The organism is Portibacter lacus, assembly GCF_021533215.1.
Classification (GTDB): Bacteria; Bacteroidota; Bacteroidia; order Chitinophagales; family Saprospiraceae; genus Portibacter; species Portibacter lacus.
The window spans coordinates 42,445-59,589 of sequence record NZ_JAJNKA010000009.1 but is presented as its reverse complement, the minus strand read 5'-3'; the positions used below and the strand labels follow the sequence as shown (position 1 = coordinate 59,589).

General features: G+C 36.2%; 19 protein-coding genes. 4 read left to right on the top strand and 15 right to left on the bottom strand.

Features of this window, described 5'->3' with window-relative positions:
• Nucleotides 1–144 precede the first annotated feature (144 nt).
• Nucleotides 145–894, top strand: a complete 750-nt coding sequence (locus L2586_RS15640) for a T9SS type A sorting domain-containing protein (RefSeq protein WP_235293865.1) — start codon at nucleotides 145–147, stop codon at nucleotides 892–894.
• Between the two features lie 79 nt (nucleotides 895–973).
• On the opposite strand, the gene L2586_RS15635 is transcribed toward L2586_RS15640, so the two are convergent.
• The 11 genes from L2586_RS15635 to L2586_RS15585 all read right to left on the bottom strand — a co-directional run bounded on the left by L2586_RS15635 (nucleotide 974) and on the right by L2586_RS15585 (nucleotide 9,949).
• Entirely contained in the window at nucleotides 974–2,353 is a 1,380-nt protein-coding gene (locus L2586_RS15635; protein ID WP_235293864.1) for a pectate lyase family protein, read from the bottom strand.
• A 63-nt stretch (nucleotides 2,354–2,416) separates the two neighbouring features.
• The gene (locus tag L2586_RS15630; protein WP_235293863.1) at nucleotides 2,417–2,845 is read right to left on the bottom strand and encodes a DUF2141 domain-containing protein; all 429 of its coding nucleotides are present in this window, start codon (nucleotides 2,843–2,845) and stop codon (nucleotides 2,417–2,419) included.
• Nucleotides 2,846–2,850: 5 nt separating this feature from the next.
• The gene (locus L2586_RS15625) at nucleotides 2,851–3,387 is read right to left on the bottom strand and encodes a redoxin domain-containing protein (protein WP_235293862.1); all 537 of its coding nucleotides are present in this window, start codon (nucleotides 3,385–3,387) and stop codon (nucleotides 2,851–2,853) included.
• Complete coding sequence (locus tag L2586_RS15620) at nucleotides 3,384–3,869, bottom strand: hypothetical protein (RefSeq protein ID WP_235293861.1); 486 nt, start codon at nucleotides 3,867–3,869, stop codon at nucleotides 3,384–3,386. Before L2586_RS15620 ends, L2586_RS15625 begins: the two co-directional genes overlap by 4 nt.
• A gap of 110 nt (nucleotides 3,870–3,979) precedes the next feature.
• On the bottom strand, nucleotides 3,980–4,819 hold the full coding sequence (locus tag L2586_RS15615) for a helix-turn-helix domain-containing protein (protein WP_235293860.1): 840 nt from the start codon (nucleotides 4,817–4,819) through the stop codon (nucleotides 3,980–3,982).
• A gap of 230 nt (nucleotides 4,820–5,049) precedes the next feature.
• Entirely contained in the window at nucleotides 5,050–5,682 is a 633-nt protein-coding gene (locus tag L2586_RS15610) for a nitroreductase family protein (RefSeq protein ID WP_235293859.1), read from the bottom strand.
• Nucleotides 5,683–5,704: 22 nt separating this feature from the next.
• On the bottom strand, nucleotides 5,705–6,157 hold the full coding sequence (locus L2586_RS15605) for a MarR family winged helix-turn-helix transcriptional regulator (RefSeq protein WP_235293858.1): 453 nt from the start codon (nucleotides 6,155–6,157) through the stop codon (nucleotides 5,705–5,707).
• A gap of 393 nt (nucleotides 6,158–6,550) precedes the next feature.
• Nucleotides 6,551–7,414: an SDR family NAD(P)-dependent oxidoreductase gene (locus L2586_RS15600; RefSeq protein WP_235293857.1), complete on the bottom strand. Its 864-nt coding sequence runs from the start codon at nucleotides 7,412–7,414 to the stop codon at nucleotides 6,551–6,553.
• A gap of 7 nt (nucleotides 7,415–7,421) precedes the next feature.
• Nucleotides 7,422–7,949 carry a sigma-70 family RNA polymerase sigma factor gene (locus tag L2586_RS15595; protein ID WP_235293856.1) on the bottom strand — a complete coding sequence of 176 codons (528 nt, stop codon included), beginning with the start codon at nucleotides 7,947–7,949 and terminating at the stop codon, nucleotides 7,422–7,424.
• Nucleotides 7,950–8,333: 384 nt separating this feature from the next.
• Complete coding sequence (locus tag L2586_RS15590; protein WP_235293855.1) at nucleotides 8,334–8,897, bottom strand: dihydrofolate reductase family protein; 564 nt, start codon at nucleotides 8,895–8,897, stop codon at nucleotides 8,334–8,336.
• 29 nt (nucleotides 8,898–8,926) lie between these two features.
• Nucleotides 8,927–9,949 (bottom strand): metallophosphoesterase, encoded by a 1,023-nt coding sequence (locus tag L2586_RS15585; RefSeq protein WP_235293854.1) that lies wholly within the window; start codon nucleotides 9,947–9,949, stop codon nucleotides 8,927–8,929.
• Nucleotides 9,950–10,050: 101 nt separating this feature from the next.
• Between L2586_RS15585 and L2586_RS15580 the strand changes: the two genes are divergently transcribed.
• On the top strand, nucleotides 10,051–11,010 hold the full coding sequence (locus tag L2586_RS15580) for a tRNA dihydrouridine synthase (protein ID WP_235293853.1): 960 nt from the start codon (nucleotides 10,051–10,053) through the stop codon (nucleotides 11,008–11,010).
• A gap of 192 nt (nucleotides 11,011–11,202) precedes the next feature.
• Here the strand turns inward: L2586_RS15580 and L2586_RS15575 are convergent, their stop codons facing one another.
• Genes L2586_RS15575 through L2586_RS15565 form a run of 3 tightly spaced genes read right to left on the bottom strand, consistent with a single transcriptional unit; the run spans nucleotide 11,203 to nucleotide 14,366 of the window.
• Nucleotides 11,203–12,552, bottom strand: coding sequence for a sulfatase family protein (locus tag L2586_RS15575; RefSeq protein WP_235293852.1), 1,350 nt, complete (start codon nucleotides 12,550–12,552; stop codon nucleotides 11,203–11,205).
• 50 nt (nucleotides 12,553–12,602) lie between these two features.
• Nucleotides 12,603–13,616, bottom strand: coding sequence for a medium chain dehydrogenase/reductase family protein (locus L2586_RS15570; RefSeq protein ID WP_235293851.1), 1,014 nt, complete (start codon nucleotides 13,614–13,616; stop codon nucleotides 12,603–12,605).
• A gap of 45 nt (nucleotides 13,617–13,661) precedes the next feature.
• The gene (locus tag L2586_RS15565; RefSeq protein ID WP_235293850.1) at nucleotides 13,662–14,366 is read right to left on the bottom strand and encodes a 16S rRNA (uracil(1498)-N(3))-methyltransferase; all 705 of its coding nucleotides are present in this window, start codon (nucleotides 14,364–14,366) and stop codon (nucleotides 13,662–13,664) included.
• Nucleotides 14,367–14,486: 120 nt separating this feature from the next.
• Here L2586_RS15565 and rseP point away from each other — a divergent pair, with 120 nt between their 5' ends.
• Both rseP and hscB read left to right on the top strand, forming a co-directional pair.
• A complete protein-coding gene (rseP, locus tag L2586_RS15560) occupies nucleotides 14,487–15,821 on the top strand; it encodes an RIP metalloprotease RseP (RefSeq protein ID WP_235293849.1) in 1,335 nt (444 codons plus the stop codon).
• On the top strand, nucleotides 15,818–16,336 hold the full coding sequence (gene hscB / locus L2586_RS15555; RefSeq protein ID WP_235293848.1) for a Fe-S protein assembly co-chaperone HscB: 519 nt from the start codon (nucleotides 15,818–15,820) through the stop codon (nucleotides 16,334–16,336). The genes rseP and hscB overlap by 4 nt, the downstream gene beginning before the upstream one ends.
• A gap of 22 nt (nucleotides 16,337–16,358) precedes the next feature.
• On the opposite strand, the gene L2586_RS15550 is transcribed toward hscB, so the two are convergent.
• Complete coding sequence (locus L2586_RS15550; protein WP_235293847.1) at nucleotides 16,359–16,946, bottom strand: PepSY-associated TM helix domain-containing protein; 588 nt, start codon at nucleotides 16,944–16,946, stop codon at nucleotides 16,359–16,361.
• Between the last annotated feature and the right edge of the window lie 199 nt (nucleotides 16,947–17,145).

The window sequence follows — 17,145 nt, the reverse complement described above, 5'->3', positions numbered from 1 at the left end:
ACTAAATAATCATTAATTATGAATAATCTTATCCAGCAAGACGCAATCATCCATAATCATTATAGCAACGTTTCTATGAAATAATTCATTTCTCAACCAACGTTTTCAATTTTTCATTCGTCTATATAAAGGAATCCATAAAAAATGAAAACGACACTCATAACACTATTCTGCTATTTCTTATTCTTAACACGTGGCATTACTTGCTCTTGTCTACCTGTGCCATCTTTTTGTGTGGTTTCTCAAAGTTCCCTTGCCGTTTTAGAAGTCGAAGTCATCAATAAATACAATGACCAAGAGCAGCCATTCCATCAATATGTGGATTTTTTAGTTAGAAATACATTGAGCTCCACAGATAATACCGAATATAGGAATTTGACGCTAATAGAATCAAACAGTAGTTGCGATCTTTTTTTATTTGAGAGTCTTGAAAAAGGAGATCGACTTGTCATTAACTATGAAAGAATTATAGAGCATGCAGATGCAAACTATCCTGGCATTTTCTTTAGTAGTTGTTCTAATAACGTATTAAAATTAGAAAACAACAAGGTTGTCGGAAATATAACCAACAATCTAAGTGATGAAGATCAGACGATGTCCTATTCAAAGTTTAAGGAAAAGGTTAATGATTTATGCGACCTTCCAGGCTTGGATGAAAATTCTGTAGAAATCAGTACCAATCTTATTGGCAGTTACATTGACCTAAAAAACAAACACCAGACTATTTTATCTTTTCAAATATTCAGTTCAGCAGGACAATTAGCGAATTATGGTAAAATAGCACCTGATGAAAATCTTCAAGTGCTATTCGAAGGTTATCCCGCAGACGTCTATTTTATTAGATTTAGAAATCCATACAGTCAGATCACGCGAAAGATTATCAAAGTGCAATAGCAGCTACTATTAGCTAGCAATTATCGAAGTCGTAAAGATTCTTAGTTAATCTATCATCATAATTTCATAGCGTTATTGCTCAATTTATCCCATTAAGATAATGCTCTAACATCGTATATCCATCCGAAGCAATTTCATTTCTGTCTTCTGGATTATTCTTATCTAATTCATGCTTTTCTTCCCATTTATCTGGCATCCCATCATGGTCTGTATCTTTTAAGGCAGGCAAGCTTTTCAATTCTGGCCAACCTCCTACATCATTTTGAGTATCAATGATTCCAGTCACCAATGTGGAATCAGCAACTTGATGCTTATTCTTATAGCTTTCTCCCTCGTAAGTCGCATATCCTTCCATTGTTTCTTTAACAATACGAGTGTCGATTTCATCTCTTTTAGGTAAAGTTGCACCACTATTTTCAAGTACAATTTGATACGCCTCCTCCGCTGATTGTTGATTAATAATCATCGAAGCCCAAGGTTTCTCTTGTTTAATTTTTTCTAAATCAATATCTGTTTGAACGCCTCCATTCCAATTATCAGCCGTAACTTCTTCATTACCGACCATCACATTTTCAGAAATATACCACAGCCCAAAATCTGTTTCACTTCTCGAGGAAGGATTCGCAATCCGATAAGAGACTTTGTTCGGATTCGTTGCAGGACCTGGCTTGTAATAATTAGCTACAATGTTAAAGTGAGAAAAATTAAATTTATCGTTTCCTTTTTGCTTCTTTTCACCTCCATATAAGCTTTGGTAACCCCAGTTATAAACCACATTATTTCGATAATCCGTATAACCAGAACCAGAAGCCATTCTTGGATTTCTGCTTGAGTGATGCGCCAATAAATTATGGTGGTAAGTACTGTTATTGCTTCCCCAGATACCACCGAATCCATGAGACCCTTTTACATGATTAGATTGGCTCATGCTTTCTGAAATTAAGCACCACTGCACAGTTATACTATCGCAGTGATAGATGGACATACATTCATCCACACTCCAGCTCGAAGAGACATGATCTATTATGATATGTTTAGTATATCTACTGGAAACCGCGTCGTAATCACCTCCCGACTCATCTCCTAATCTCACACGAAGGTATCTGATAATAACATGATCTGCTTCAATGATGATCGGATTTTTCCGAAGGCAAATTCCATCTCCAGGTGCAGTCTGACCTGCAATGGTAAGAAATGGATGCTTGATTCTCAGCGGACTTTCTAGAATAATGGTGCCCGAAATTCTAAACACAACTGTTCTTGGTTCCGAAGCTTCCACTGCCGCTCTTAGGCTACCCTCACCACTATCCTTAAGATTTGTTACTTCATAAACCGCTCCTCCTCGGCCACCTTTAGAATATTTACCATATCCTTCTGCGGTGGGGAATGCAAGCTGCTGAGTCCAAGAAATAGAGATAAATAATAATGTAATTAGACTCGTTAGGGTAATTGTTTTCATTTTCTTGATTTGATGTTTTCTCGCTTTTCCCTTTATTCCCGTTTCCCTTGATATTTTTTGCGATTAGAAATATAACATTTTAATGGTCAATTTTAAAGGCTTGGTGACAATGAATTTGGAATCTTTATAACTTGGAGGTCTCATAAAACCTGTAGCATTATTGGAAGCTCCTGCACCCTCCTTAGGTATTCCGATAAAATTCTGATCCAGTTTGTCATTCTCATTTTCATCATGAATCAATGCAAATGCATATTCACCATCCTTTAATCCATGGATATAAAAAACTAGTTTCCCATCCTGAGGAATACTCATTTTTCTTCTAAAAATTGCATTTTCTGTTTTCATTGGAAATCCAAGTTCCGAATCAAAAACATCCAGAATTACTTGCCCTGTTCTGTTTTTCAAATCTATCACATGAATTTCCAAGCTATTATCCTGATCACTAAGTTGATTAGAAAACAGGAACACTAGGAGTATTAATATCATTTTCATAATTGTTATTTTAGGAATGAAAAAATTGTTTCTATTTCTGGGTGATCACCAAAGTGTTTCCCATAATAAGCCATCTTAATCCTGCCCTCCTGATCTATTAAGAAACTTGCAGGCATAAGATTGGGATCAGCATCTACTGTAATTTTTTCAACCTTGTTTTTTATGGCTTTAAGAATTAGAAAAGGGTGAAGAAAAAGTCTTGCTGCTCCCATCAGAGAAGATTCTGTAACGCCATAATCCTTGTAGATTTGTTTGTTAGCATTTGACAACATAGGAAAAGGCATTTTTGCGCCATCAGCATTATGGAGCAGGAGATCTTTATCAGAAGGCCATACTGCAATAATTCGAATATTTCTTTTTTTAAATTCTTCGTATTGATGCCTTAATTGATTTATTCTCAGGTTACAAAATGGGCAAGCCGCGAAACGATGAAATGATAGATAAGTCCACTTATCACTTGCAGGGACCTTGACTTCCTCATCCCATATATCTATGTTCTGTATTGGCGGAGCTGAATCTCCTACTGTCAAATTTCTTTTCATTGGAATGATTTAACAGTAAGGATTCGCAATATCACGATTTGTATTACTATTAACATTGGCACATAAACCGAAACCGTAAAGTAGTTTGCACCAAGAGGTAATAGATATACCTTTTCAATCATTGCTAAAGTCATCACAATACAAATATCAAGGATACTCACTATAGAAAAAAGCCATGTGAATTTAACTGCAGATTTCTTTTTTGATTTCAGTAAAAGCAGTGCAATCAAGGCTAGAAAACCAGAAAGGAAATCACCGTAAGCAATGCTCTCCTTTAAGTAAAAAGGGAAATCCTCCGCAACCTGTCCCGGCATAAATAGTGAAAGAGGCAAATACCGAAAAACATTGATAAGAAGTAAGAAAGCTAAAATTTCAAACTTGGTTTCTTTATTAATTTCTGGAATAACATACCACTTAACAATTAGGTAAAAAATGAGCATGCTGAACATGCATTGCATGCTTAAGATGATTAGGGAATTCATATTTATTTTGTTTTGATTATTTCTAAAACAAAGATATTGTCCCTGATTATCTGGGGGCTAAGGCAAATCGTCCAGAATACAGGACTTTCAGTTCAGACAAGATCTGACCGCTACCTTTGATGTGTTTTTCTATAATCTGAAGGCAACATGTTATACTTCTTATTGAAAAGTCTGGAAAAATATGAAGTGTCTTCATAACCAATTTTAAAACAGATTTCTCTTATCGTTAATGAAGAATACACCAAAAGGTCAGTTGCTTTATTCATCCTTTTATTACGGATATAGTTGGCTGGGGTATTATTAAAATGTTTCTTAAATTTTCTTTTGAAGGTGGAGAGACTCTGCCCAGCCAGAGAGGCTAATTGATCTAATGTCAGATTAGAATACAGATGTGCTTCTATAACTTCTAGAATATTTGCTTTCTGAGGAGTAAAAAAATGACTGTATAATTCTATAATAGTACTTGCTGCATCTGTATGGAGTAATAATAGAATCAGTTCTTTTATTTTCAAATAAAGAATCTCTTCCTGTGCCATCTGGGGATTTTCAAAATAAAATTGCAGACTTTTCATAAAAGGGTCTATGACATTTGTCTTAGAAACACCATGCATATACTTTGCATTTGGCTTGTCTTTAACAAAAAAAGGGACCTCTTCTTTAAATATTTCCTGCAACAGATCGGGATAGAAATGGATTACACAAACTTCACATGCTCCTGAACTTTGATCCTGAAAAAGATCGGCAAAATAGGTACCACATTTTAATAGAACACCTTGGTTTTCTTTAATGGTCAATTTTTGAGTCGGTGCTGAAATATTAGCTCCACCTTCGGAGAAGTATAAGAAACAAGCTTCGTCTTGAAAAACAGGATTTTGACTCAAAGGCATAAGAACATGTAGCTTCTCAATCACTGTCCTACCTTTTATATCAATATTTTTTCTGTTTATCATCTTTAGAAATCTACAATTACAAACTAGATATCTAATTTAACGGTTATCTTAAATTAATATGGATAAATCAGTTAAGTATCTCGACCTGACAATCAAGCTCTGTGTTTGAAAAATATTCTCCACTGTGAGGAGGCAAAAATATTTTCACAGAGGAATTTGATCTAATAAACAAAAAAGCGGCTTGGGATTACTCCCAAACCGCCTTTATTTATTGTTTTTCTTAACAAGAATTATGCAACTACCGTCACTAAATCTTCTTTGCTTTTTCTAACTTTCTTAAGGTTCACTAACCAGTCATTATCTGTGTCTCTATAACCTATTGGTAACATCACACAACTTCTTAATCCCTTTTCTCTAAGACCTAATATCTCATCTAAAGCATCTGGATCGAATCCTTCTAATGGTGTAGCATCAACTCCTTCAAATGCTGCTGCAGCTATCGCTTGCGAAAATGCGATATATGCCTGTCTTGCTGCATGGTTAAAATTCACCTCTTCCTCTTTCTGTGGGTAACTTCCTAGCAACATCTGTCGGTAATTCTCCCACCCTTCGTTCTTAAAACCACGAACTTCATTCGTTAAGTCAAACATCTTGTTAATTCGATCTGCAGTATAAGTATCCCATGCCGCAAAAACGAAAAGATGTGAACAGTCTGTGATCACAGATTGATCCCATGCAATCGGTCTAATTTTTTCCTTTACCTCTTGATTCGTAACTACGATTACTTCGAAAGGTTGCAATCCGCTAGAGGTTGGAGCAAGAGAAATTGCTTCTATAATGTTGTCAATTTTTTCTTGAGGCACTTTCTTACCATTCATGGCTTTTGCCGCGTATCTCCAGTTTAATTTATCTATTAATTCCATTCTAATTTTATATTTATTTTATTTAATGATTATCGTTTTCTTTAAGAATTTCAATCCATTGATTCAGTAATCCTTTTAACTGTAATACTTCCTCTAAATTGATGTTTTCAGTAACCAGAATTTTGAGGAGATTTTCTGGTATACATTGCGCTTTATTTTTTAAGAGCGCTCCTTTTTCCGTTAATTGTACAATCACACTTCTTTCATCATTTGGACATCTCTGACGCTGAATGAGTGCTAACTTTTCCATTCTCTTCAATAATGGAGAGACGGTATTTGTATTTAATAACAACTTCTCAGTAATCTGCTTAACAGGTAGATTATTCTCTTCCCATAATACCATCAGCACTAAGTATTGTGGATAGGTTACTCCCATTGCGTCTAAGTAGGGCTTGTAAGCCTTAGTCAGAAGACGGGAAACCGAATATATCGGGAAGCAGATCTGATCGCTTAATTTCAATTTTGAGTCATCCATTAATAAAAAGTTTTCATGATTTTTAATAAGCCTATACACGCTACCCTGCACTTTTGCAAGGTTTAGTGTAATACTATAATTTTGCGAATTAATCTTACAATCTCCACTATTACAAGCCTCTTGTACACTAAAACTAGTTGATATCGATGATATTAAAATCCTCAGAAACAATTACATCGCACACGCTTATATCGTACACAACACAAATGTACATCATTTGGCCAATAATTAATGTCAGGAATAAAACATTTAAGAGATTATTAACAAGATTACCGATATGACTATTCGAATAGTAAACCTCTAACCTATATTTTGCTTAAGATTTTTTGGTCAATGTAAAATGTGCCGAAGGGAATATTTGGGCAATGTATGCATCGAACGCTCTTTCACCTCTTATCCAATATATTTCAAAGACATTTCCATTACAGCGTCGATATTAGATTTATCCATGCTATACGCAGATGATTTCACCATCTTATTTTTCTCATTGAAATACTTCCCTGATACTTTGTTCAATTCTGGTGAAGTTGCCAAATAGGTATAAGTCTTTGCCATCTCTTCTGCCGAAATAGAGAAGCGACTTTTTAGAGAATAAGCAAATTTCATGATCCGGGAAATATCTGGATACCTATTAATATCCACTTTTACATTCGTAACTCGAATACAATTTGCAGTGATCGCGGTATCCTTAAGAGATTCCGATAGCCAATAAGTGTACATAACTTGAGCGAGCTTCGACTGATAGTAAGCTTTCGGTACTGTAAATTTTCTATGTTTAAATTCTGGATCATCCAGATCAACTTCCATTTTCGGATGCATGACTAATCCTTGAGATGCGATAGTGATGATTCGCCCTTGGTCACTTTTCTTCAATAAATCTAAAACCGAATTGGTTAGCAGGATAGGACCAATATGATTGGTTGCCCAAATACTTTCCACTCCATCTATAGATTGCTCCGCTTGTTTTCTAGCGATATCAAAATCTGCAGCATTATGAATCAACACGTCTAGGCGATCTGCACGTAAATGAAGATCTTTTGCTGCTGATACAACAGATTGCTGAGATGACATATCAACATTCAGCAGTTCAACGGTGGAAGATTTGGAAATTTCTTTAATTTCTGACAGCGCCTTTTCTCCTCGGCTTAGATTTCGAACCCCAATAATAACTCGGAATCCGGCTTGAGCTAATTGAATTGCGGCTTGTTTTCCAATTCCAGAATTTCCACCAGTTATTAAACATATTTTATTTTTCATCTTTATTTTAAATGGTATTGCAAGCAGTACAGTTAGCTTCCCCACTCAATTTACCATTTTTATCAAATTCATACTTACAACATTGACTAAAATTTTGCTTTAGAAGGTCTTTTGCTCTGCTAATCCTCACTTTTACATTCTCCAGACTTATTCCTAAAGACGCCGCGGCTTCTTTTTGCTTTAATCCTTTAATGTAAACTAACTCGATTACCTCGTTATAGATTTCTGGCAAATTATTAATGAACTTATCGAAGCAGCAAATATTCTGATAATTTTCAATCGGAATTTCTGCATCCGACCTCTTAGCTTCTATTTGACTGGCTTCTTTATTAAAGTGATTCGCAATTTCATTTCTTGCAATCTGAAAGATCCAAGGCTTTACTTTCTTATCACTTCTAAGCTTGGACAAATTCTTATGAATTTTTAAAAAGGTGTTTTGAAAAACATCATTACTTGCACTTGCGTCTTTCACCCGCTTCAAAATGAAAAGGTAAAGCTCATCATTAAAATCGCTCCATATATCTTGAGTTTCCATAGTTAATTATAAGTAAAGGCTAGTTCGTAAAACTAGCCTTCATATGTTTTAACAACAAGTACATTTATCGCATTCACATTTCGTGCATGGACAGTTGCTCTCTAAGCAATTCTTGCAATTACACTTTGTGCAATCACAATTGGTACATTTACAATTATTCATCGTTCTTTATTTTTTATGTTCAATTAGGAGACCAGAAATCATTAAAAAGGATACAAGAAAATAACAATTCTTTATAAAAATTCCTTCACATCCACAATTAAAACATTGACAATCAAAGACATAGTCTCAACAAAAAATCAATCGTAGTAGTTCATCTGGAAGGTCTATAAACAATATCCAAACTACAAACCAACAAAGACTTTAGACTCTCGAAATCAGATTTTACTCATAATTCACCTTGTACTTCACTTGAATAAAGTCGTTCGGAAAAGCGATGGCTTCAGCTTGTTCCAGTTTTAGCGGCTTAGTTGTTTTTCCAAATAGTGGAATTCCTTCTCCTAGCAATATCGGCGCTCGAGTGATGGTTAGCTCATTGATTAATCCTAAGTTAATAAATGCTTGGATGGTCGTTCCACCATCTATATATGCATGCTTGTAACCTTGATTTTCTAATGTAGAAACGAGGTCATTCAAGTCCCCAGCGTACATTTCTATTTTATCTTTCAGATTATTAGGCGGAACGGTTACCGTATTGCTCAGCGCATATATTTTAATATCTCCATATGGCCATTGTTCTGGTGTCAAATTAAAACCAGCAATCGTTTCCATACACTTCCGTCCCATGATCATACAGTCTACCGATGACATGTATTTTTTCATTCCCATATCTGCGTTGTCACCTTCTATGACATGACCATTTCCCGCAGTATGCAGCCAATCGACACCACCTTCGCGATCCGCAATAAATCCATCTGCACTCGTTGCTATAAAAACTGAACATTTCATAATTACTATTATTTTACTGCTTCCAATACCTAGTCTTGCTCTAGATTAAATTCCAATGAAAACTTATTTCGTGGATCTTCTTTATACTCCTTTAAAACAGGTGAGTAAGTTGATACGTCAATTCTCTTTTCTTCTGGATAAAATTTCATGATTCTTAAGAAACCTTGTCCTCCTTTTTCAAATTGGAAATCAGATAAGAGCTGATAGACATTGTTCCCATGCACACCTTTACTGACTAACCTTGCATTCGGTTCCGTATGGCCGCACACCACCATAAATATATTCTTGTGAAGACTAACTAACTTCTCCCACATCTCTTCTCCTGCATTTCCTTCTATATCATAATTTAGCGAAGTAAATCTCTGACCATTTTTCATGAGATAGGCATGTGTTACAATGATGCATTGATGATTCGGGTGAGCGGCAACAACCTTGTTTGCCCACGCTAATGCCTCGTCTCTCGGTTTAAACTCTAGACTTAGCATCAAGAACTTCATTCCTGCCTCTTCGAAGGTTAAAAAGTAGTTGTCAGATCGATTATCTAGGTTGCCACCATACTGATATATAGGATTGTTTTCAAATCTAGAAGGCGGGAAATAGTTGTTGACTTTTGTTTCTCTTGAATGCGCGGTGCCTGGTTTAATTTCGCAACCCATATCATGATTTCCAAGACTTAGAATGTAAGGAACAGTGTTATCGATCGTCGTGAATGCGGTATCAGCAATCGCCCATTCATCTGGATAATCATACTGAACAATATCACCTACGTGGGCAACCATCTGAATGTTAAGCTTTTTCTTGTTATTCTTAATCCACTTCGTTTGCTCATAAAAACAAAATCGCTGATCTGGAATATTAAAATGGCTTTGAGCCCACTTCTCACGAACATCTGCGTAATTCTGGGTGTCAGGCAAAACAACAATAGTGAAAGGTTTTTTGGCTGGATCTGCGCCAATGTTAAGAGACGAGCATCCGCTGCACAGCATAATCATCGCCATTAACACCAACGCTAAATGCTTATCTAATCCGATTTTAAATAATTTGCTTTTCATCAATAGCATGGAGGTTAATTTTTATCAAGATATCACTTTATTTAAAATTGGCCTTCAGGCCTAGAAAGAAAACAATTAATCCAACTTATATTTGCATCCTTATGCAACATAAGCTTATTTCTTCTCCGCTTCAAGGATATACGGACTTCCACTTTCGGAATGCTTTCCAACAGTTCTTTAGTGGGATAGATTATTTTTATGCGCCCTACATTCGATTCAACGGGAAAATGGTCATCAAAACAGTATATGAGCGCGATCTCCAACCCAAGAACAACACAAGGCTAGAAGTTATTCCACAAGTAATGACTTGCAGTGCGGAAGAATTCATTTTTGCTGCGAAGTATGTTCGCTCGCTTGGTTATAAAGAGCTCAACTGGAATCTAGGTTGTCCCTATCCAATGGTCACCAATAAAGGTATGGGCTCTGGACTCATCAAAAATCCTGAGAAAATAGACCGCATCCTCAACAAAGTACACACCGAAACAGATATTATCGTCTCGATGAAAATGCGAATGGGTTATGAGCACAGTCGAGAAATTCTTGATGTCTTTCCTGTTTTAGAAAAGTATCCGATTAAAAACATAGGTATTCATGCAAGGATAGGTGCACAACTGTATAATGGCGGCGTAGATCTGGAAGGGTTTCAACGTTGTATAGATCATTGTGGACAAAAATTATACTATAATGGTGACATCACTTCCGTTGCCATCTTCGAAGATCTGAGCGAAAGATTTCCAAGTATAGACCACTGGATGCTGGGTCGAGGACTTATTGCGGATCCATTTTTACCTGAAATGATCAAAAACGAAACGCATTTGTATCCAGACGATAAAATGGAAGTGTTTAGTAAATATCTTGATACCTTATTTACTGCTGCAGAACAGAAATTGACCGGTGAAAAAGCCGTCATTAGAAAAATGCTGAGTTACTGGGAGTATTTTTCTACGATGTTTCCTAATCCAAGCAAAGTGGTTAAGAAAATTAAAAAAGCCAAAACATATGAAGTATATGACAACGCTGTAAGGTCAATATTAGAAAGCGAAAGAATCGCTGATTATTGATGGCATCTCTTAAATATTTACATTTCCTTTCCTTTACTTTTTGATGCATTCTTGCAGGGTTTAATCATTCTATCTTCAATAGATAAAAAGGATTATATCAAACTATGCTAAATTCAGTTAATCTATTATCTCTTAGAAGCTAAAGTCTTAAGCTTTCTTTTCTATCAATATAATATTGATTTTATCTGTTGATTATTTAGTTTTAGTTACTTCAAACTTAGCATCTGTATCTAATGAAAATTTCACTAGATCTTTATAGAGTTCTCCTACCTTATCTTGGTTTTCCGCTGCAACATCAAAATGCTCGCTTGGATCCAGATCTAAATCATACAACTCGCAATCACCCTCAGCGCACCTTAATTTCCAATTTGCTTTTCTGACTGCATGTAAATTTTCCCCCATACAATAAAAGAACAATTCTGAAGAAGTACTTTTTTCACCCTTTAGAATTGGGTAAATATTTTGCCCGTCTATTACTCTATCATCAGGTAATTCAGCACCTACAATCTGAACTAAAGTGGAAAACAAGTCCATGGTTGTTACCAAATCACGTGATACGATTCCCTCCGAAATTTCAGATGGCCATCGAATTATCGCTGGAACTCTAAATCCACCTTCATAAGTTGTTGCTTTTGCACCTCTAAGTAGACCAGCACTTCCTGAATGCGTTTCCTTCACACCTTTCTGTAGCATTCTCTCAGGTAAATTTTGCCACGGCCCATTATCACTTGTAAATATGACAATCGTATTATCTTCTATTCCTGCTTCTTTAATCGCGCCTAAAACTTGGCCCATACTCCAGTCAATGGTTTCGATAACATCTCCATACAAACCTGCCTTAGATGTTCCAATAAAATCTTTACTTGCACTAATAGGCAAGTGAGGCATACTGTGTGCCAGATACAGAAAAAATGGTTCGTCTTTATTATTCTGAATAAATTCAGTTGCCTTGTGCGTATAATCGATGGTCAATTCACCTTGATTAAATCCAATTTCTTTAACCGGTAAAGCATCTTCGTAGAGAAATAGTTTATCTTCTTCCGTTAACCATGGACACCAAGGAAGAATCATATCATTACTATAAGGCAATCCATAAAACGAATCAAATCCTCTCGAAGTTGGCAGATATTCAGGCTGATGTCCTAAATGCCATTTCCCGATTGCTTTAGTGGTATACCCAACCGTTTTTAGGAGGTCGGCAATAGTAATTTCAGTGGTTGGCAACCCAGTTTTTGATTCAGGACCAAAATTATTAGGTGCATTTCTAATCGGATATCGCCCAGTTAATAGAGCCGCTCTGGAAGGTGTACATACAGGTGCCGCTGCATAAAAAGAGGTGAATCGAATTCCTTCTCTTGCTAGTTGATCCAGATTTTCTGTTTTGATATTAGGATGACCATAGCAACTTAGATCGCCGTAACCCAAGTCATCAGCAAACACAAGTACAATATTAGTTGGTTTCTCAACCTGCTCAGTGGGTCTACATGAAAAAGCCAGCGCACTGAAAATTACAAGCAAACAACCAATTTTAATTCTATTCATTTCTTCCCTTTTTTTAATCCACCGTCCACTCATCCGTCTGCGACCTTCTTTCACTGACCTATATTCAAAATAATTTTCCCTTGAATTGATGCCGCTTCCACTAATTTATGTGCTTCTGCTGCCTCGCTCAATTTCATAACTTTTCCAATTACTGGTTTAATTTTCTTCTCAGACAGCAATTGAAATAAAACTCCTAAATCTTCCTTAAACCAGTCGTTATGCTCTTTATGCCATGAACTAATTATATAAAACTTTGCGGAAGGTTTATTAGGTAGTAGATTCCAGAATTTAACTTTAAAGAAATCCAAAATCACATTTCCACCATTTCCACTTGCCGAATTTTGATAACCAAATCCAACTAATGTTCCCTTTTTTTTGAGGACTTTTAGAGATCGAGGAAAGTAATCTCCACCTATGGGATCAAAGACTGCATCAACACCATTCGGTTCTGCCTTTTTTAAAACTTCGACAAAATCCTCGTTTTTATAATCAATCGGGATTGCTCCATAACTTCTAATGAAGTCGTGTTTTTCTGCAGAAGCGGTTCCGTAAATTTTCAGATTCAATAATTTCCCCAGTTGTAGCATCGCTATTCCGACTGCCCCAGAGCAAGCATGAACTAAAATGGTCTGGCCTGGCTTAATCTGAGCAGAGCGATGAAGCATCTGGTAGGCGGTAAGATAAGTCAAAATCAAACTTACACTTTCTCCATTATCTAATCCCTCAGGGACGGTAGCAATCGTCTTCGCATCCAAACAAATATATTCGGTATATGCTCCGGTTACCGTTAGTTCAGCAATCTTCTGACCTACTTTCAGGTGATCTCCTCCTTCACCCACTTTGTCTATTACACCTATCAAATCGTAACCTGGAGAAAAAGGCGGTTTCTGTTTTATGCCAAGATAAATCCCTCTCCGAATTAGAGTATCCGTAAATGCAGCACTTGTGCATAATACTTTAACTCGAACTTGCCCTGCACTTGGTTCTGGCAATTCAGGTTCAGTTATTAATTTTAAAACTTCGGGCCCTCCGAATTTTGAGATTACAATTCTTTTATATTCCATTTACTCTTTAAAAAATTATACTGCTGAAGATATTATCGATTCTAATTATCCCACCATATTACAAAAATGAATCGCTTGCACTGAAGAAATCCCTGCTGTTTCGGTACGTAACCTATAATCGCCTAGACTAACAGATTCAAAACCAGACTGTTTTGCCATTTCTATTTCTTCCAACATAAAATCTCCTTCAGGTCCTATTAAAATGAGAACATCACTACCTTGCTGATAGGATTTTACTAGCAATTCGGGCTCTTCTTCGAGATGAGCAATAAAACATTGACCTTCAAAATCTTTCTTAAGGAATGCAGATAATTTCGTTAGTTCATTCAGTTTCGGTAATTCACTTTTCAGAGATTGCTTCATTGCACTCAGTAAAATCTTGTTGAGCCGTTCTGACTTAATTACCTTTCGTTCACTTCTAGCACATAAAATTGGTGTGATCTCATCTATTCCTAGCTCCGTTGCTTTCTCTAAAAACCATTCAAAACGAGAAATATTTTTCGTAGGTGCGATTGCAATATGGATTCGAAAATCTCTCTTTGCAGAGAGTGGAACTTCTTTTAGAAGCTTTAATTCGACTTCTTTCTTTCCAATGGAGGTAATTTCCGCTTCATATGTTTTTCCTTTCCCGTCCGTTACAATAATAATTTCACCGACCTTCTTTCTTAATGCCTGCTTGCAATGAATGGCTTCACCATCTGTTAGAATGGCCGTTTCACCATCAATTTTTTCACTGTAAAATAGAATCATAACTTAAATATCTTTAAAAATGCGGACATTCTTCGATCACTTCACTACTTTTGGCGAAAATTAGAAACAAATTATTGTAATCATCCGTTACTAAGGTTGATTCAAATAGACAGCAATTAAATGGATATATTAATAAAAGCACTTCAACTCATTTTGAGCCTTTCAATATTAGTCGTTCTTCATGAGTTGGGACACTTTCTTCCTGCTAAATGGTTTAAAACCAAAGTAGAAAAATTTTATCTCTTCTTCAATCCTGGATTTTCACTTTTCAAGAAACAAATCGGTGAAACGGAATATGGAATCGGATGGCTACCTTTAGGTGGTTACGTGAAGATAGCAGGAATGATCGATGAAAGCATGGATAAGGAATTTCTGGATGCAGAACCTGAACCGTGGGAATTCAGATCTAAGCCAGCATGGCAACGATTAATAATTATGCTAGGTGGTGTGACAGTTAACATTATTCTGGGGTACTTTATATTCACTATGATTGCATGGACGTGGGGAAGTTCATATGTCCCTGCTAGTGAAATTAAAGATGGTATCTATGTAGACAGTCTCGGATATGAAATGGGACTTCGAACAGGTGATAAAATTCTACAAATCGGCGATGCAAAATTCGAGAAATTCAACCCAAGCTTATTAATTAGAGGAGTAATTATCGATGATGCGCGATCTATAGACGTGATCAGAGACGGAAGCGAGATTAATATTCCTATCGATGAGAAATATGTTCATATTTTAACTGGAGAAGGTAAAGATCAGTTTTTATTTGGAGCACGAACGCCTTTTGAAATAGGTCTAGTAGCACCAGAATCCGCAGCTGAAAAAGCAGGTCTTAAAGTTGATGACAAGATTATAGAATACAATGGCAACAAGGTAGACTTCTACGATCAGCTAGCTTTAAAAGCTAGGGAATTCAAAAACAAATCCATTGACATTAAGTATGAAAGAGATGGGCAAGTTAATTCAACCGTCCTTGAATTAGATGAGACCGGAAAGATGGGTCTTCTTCCACAATCTTTGAATCGCTACTTTAAAATTGAAAAAGAGACCTATGGGTTTGTAGAATCTATCAGCATCGGAGTAAAGAGAGCTAATGGGTTCGTAAAGGATCAGATCAATGCATTCGGAAAGATTTTCAGAGGAAAAATCAAAGCGAAAGATAGTTTAGGAAGTTTCTTATCCATCGGAAATATGTTCCCTTCAGCTTGGGACTGGCAAGTTTTCTGGAGTATGACTGCGATGTTAAGTATGATCTTAGGAATTCTAAATTTACTACCTATTCCGGGGCTAGATGGAGGACACGTTGTCTTCCTGATATGGGAAGTTGTCACAGGAAAGAAAGTCAGCGATAAAGTTGTAGAATACGCAACTATGGTTGGATTTGTTTTATTAATCATCCTCATGGTATTTGCATTAGGTAACGATATTAGAAGATTTTGGCCATTTTGAGTTATTTCGATTTTTTTGATTTGCCTTTAAGTCTTGATATAGACGAGGCTGAACTGAAGCAAAAGTTTTATGCGAACAGTAAGAAGTTCCATCCTGACTTTTTCACCTTAAATGATGTGGAGCAGCAGATGGAAGCTTTAGAACTTAGCACTAAAAACAATTCAGCTTATAAAACATTGATCAATTTTGATAAGCGGTTACATTATATCTTAACGATTAAGAACATTCTTGATGAAGAGGGAAAAAACCAGATACCACAAGATTTCTTAATGGAAATGATGGAGGTAAATGAAGCGGTAATGGAACTTCAATTTGATTTTGATCCAGAAGCTTATCAAAAGATTATTGCTGACATTGCAGACACAAAAGCTGAGTTAAAGAAAGAGATCGAGACCATCATTCCTAAGCAAGGAGATGAAATCACCGCATCTGACTTTGAGACGCTTAAATCCTACTATTTAAAAAGTAAATATTTGATTAGGCTAGAGGAGAATATTAAAAAATTGGAACCATAAGTATTGCTCTATTTTTACCAGACTATGCTTTAGTTCTTTCCGCTTGTTTCCTAGTCATTCTTCTCATTCTCTTAGGGCCGTACCACAACCAAAACCCAGTTACCGTAAACAGTAACAAAGCCAGACCTGTAATCGAAGAATAAATCACTTTCAGAATCCCACTACCGGTATTAAAAACAATATCCAAGATGGCTCCGTCATGAACATTCTCAATAAAATCAGCCCGTCTACGAGTTACCGCTAGCACATCCCCATTCGCTCCGTCCAATTGAACTCCCCAATAATGATTTTCAAAAACAAACTTCACCATTCCTTTATCTGGTCTGGCATCAACTCTTTCAATTTCCAAGTCAATTTCTTTATCAATAGAATCTTGTAAAGTCGCGAACGCAATATTCTGTAAGTCATCGAATGACATCCAAAATTTCAGGTCTGATGAAACACCAACTTCCGAGTTGGGATGTATAATCCCATAGCTGTTCTTCTTCCAACCTAGCAGTAATCCTGATATCGAAATCACGAAAAATAAGATGAATAATAATGCGCCAGTACTTCGATGCAAATCTCTAAAATTCCTTAAGACTTTGGCTTGTCTTTTTCTTCCGGTCATGCTGTGTTAAGTTTTTTATGGTCATTTAACCGCCTAAGCAATTTCTTGCAACGTTTTGGTTACTATTAAGCTCTTCTAATCATCTCAAATATTGAAACCCTCTTTAATTTCAATCTGCTATATTAATTCGATATTTTATACAAAAAAAATTACCCTTCATTTATTTAGGTGCCAATGTGAAAAGAAGTGACTAATCATG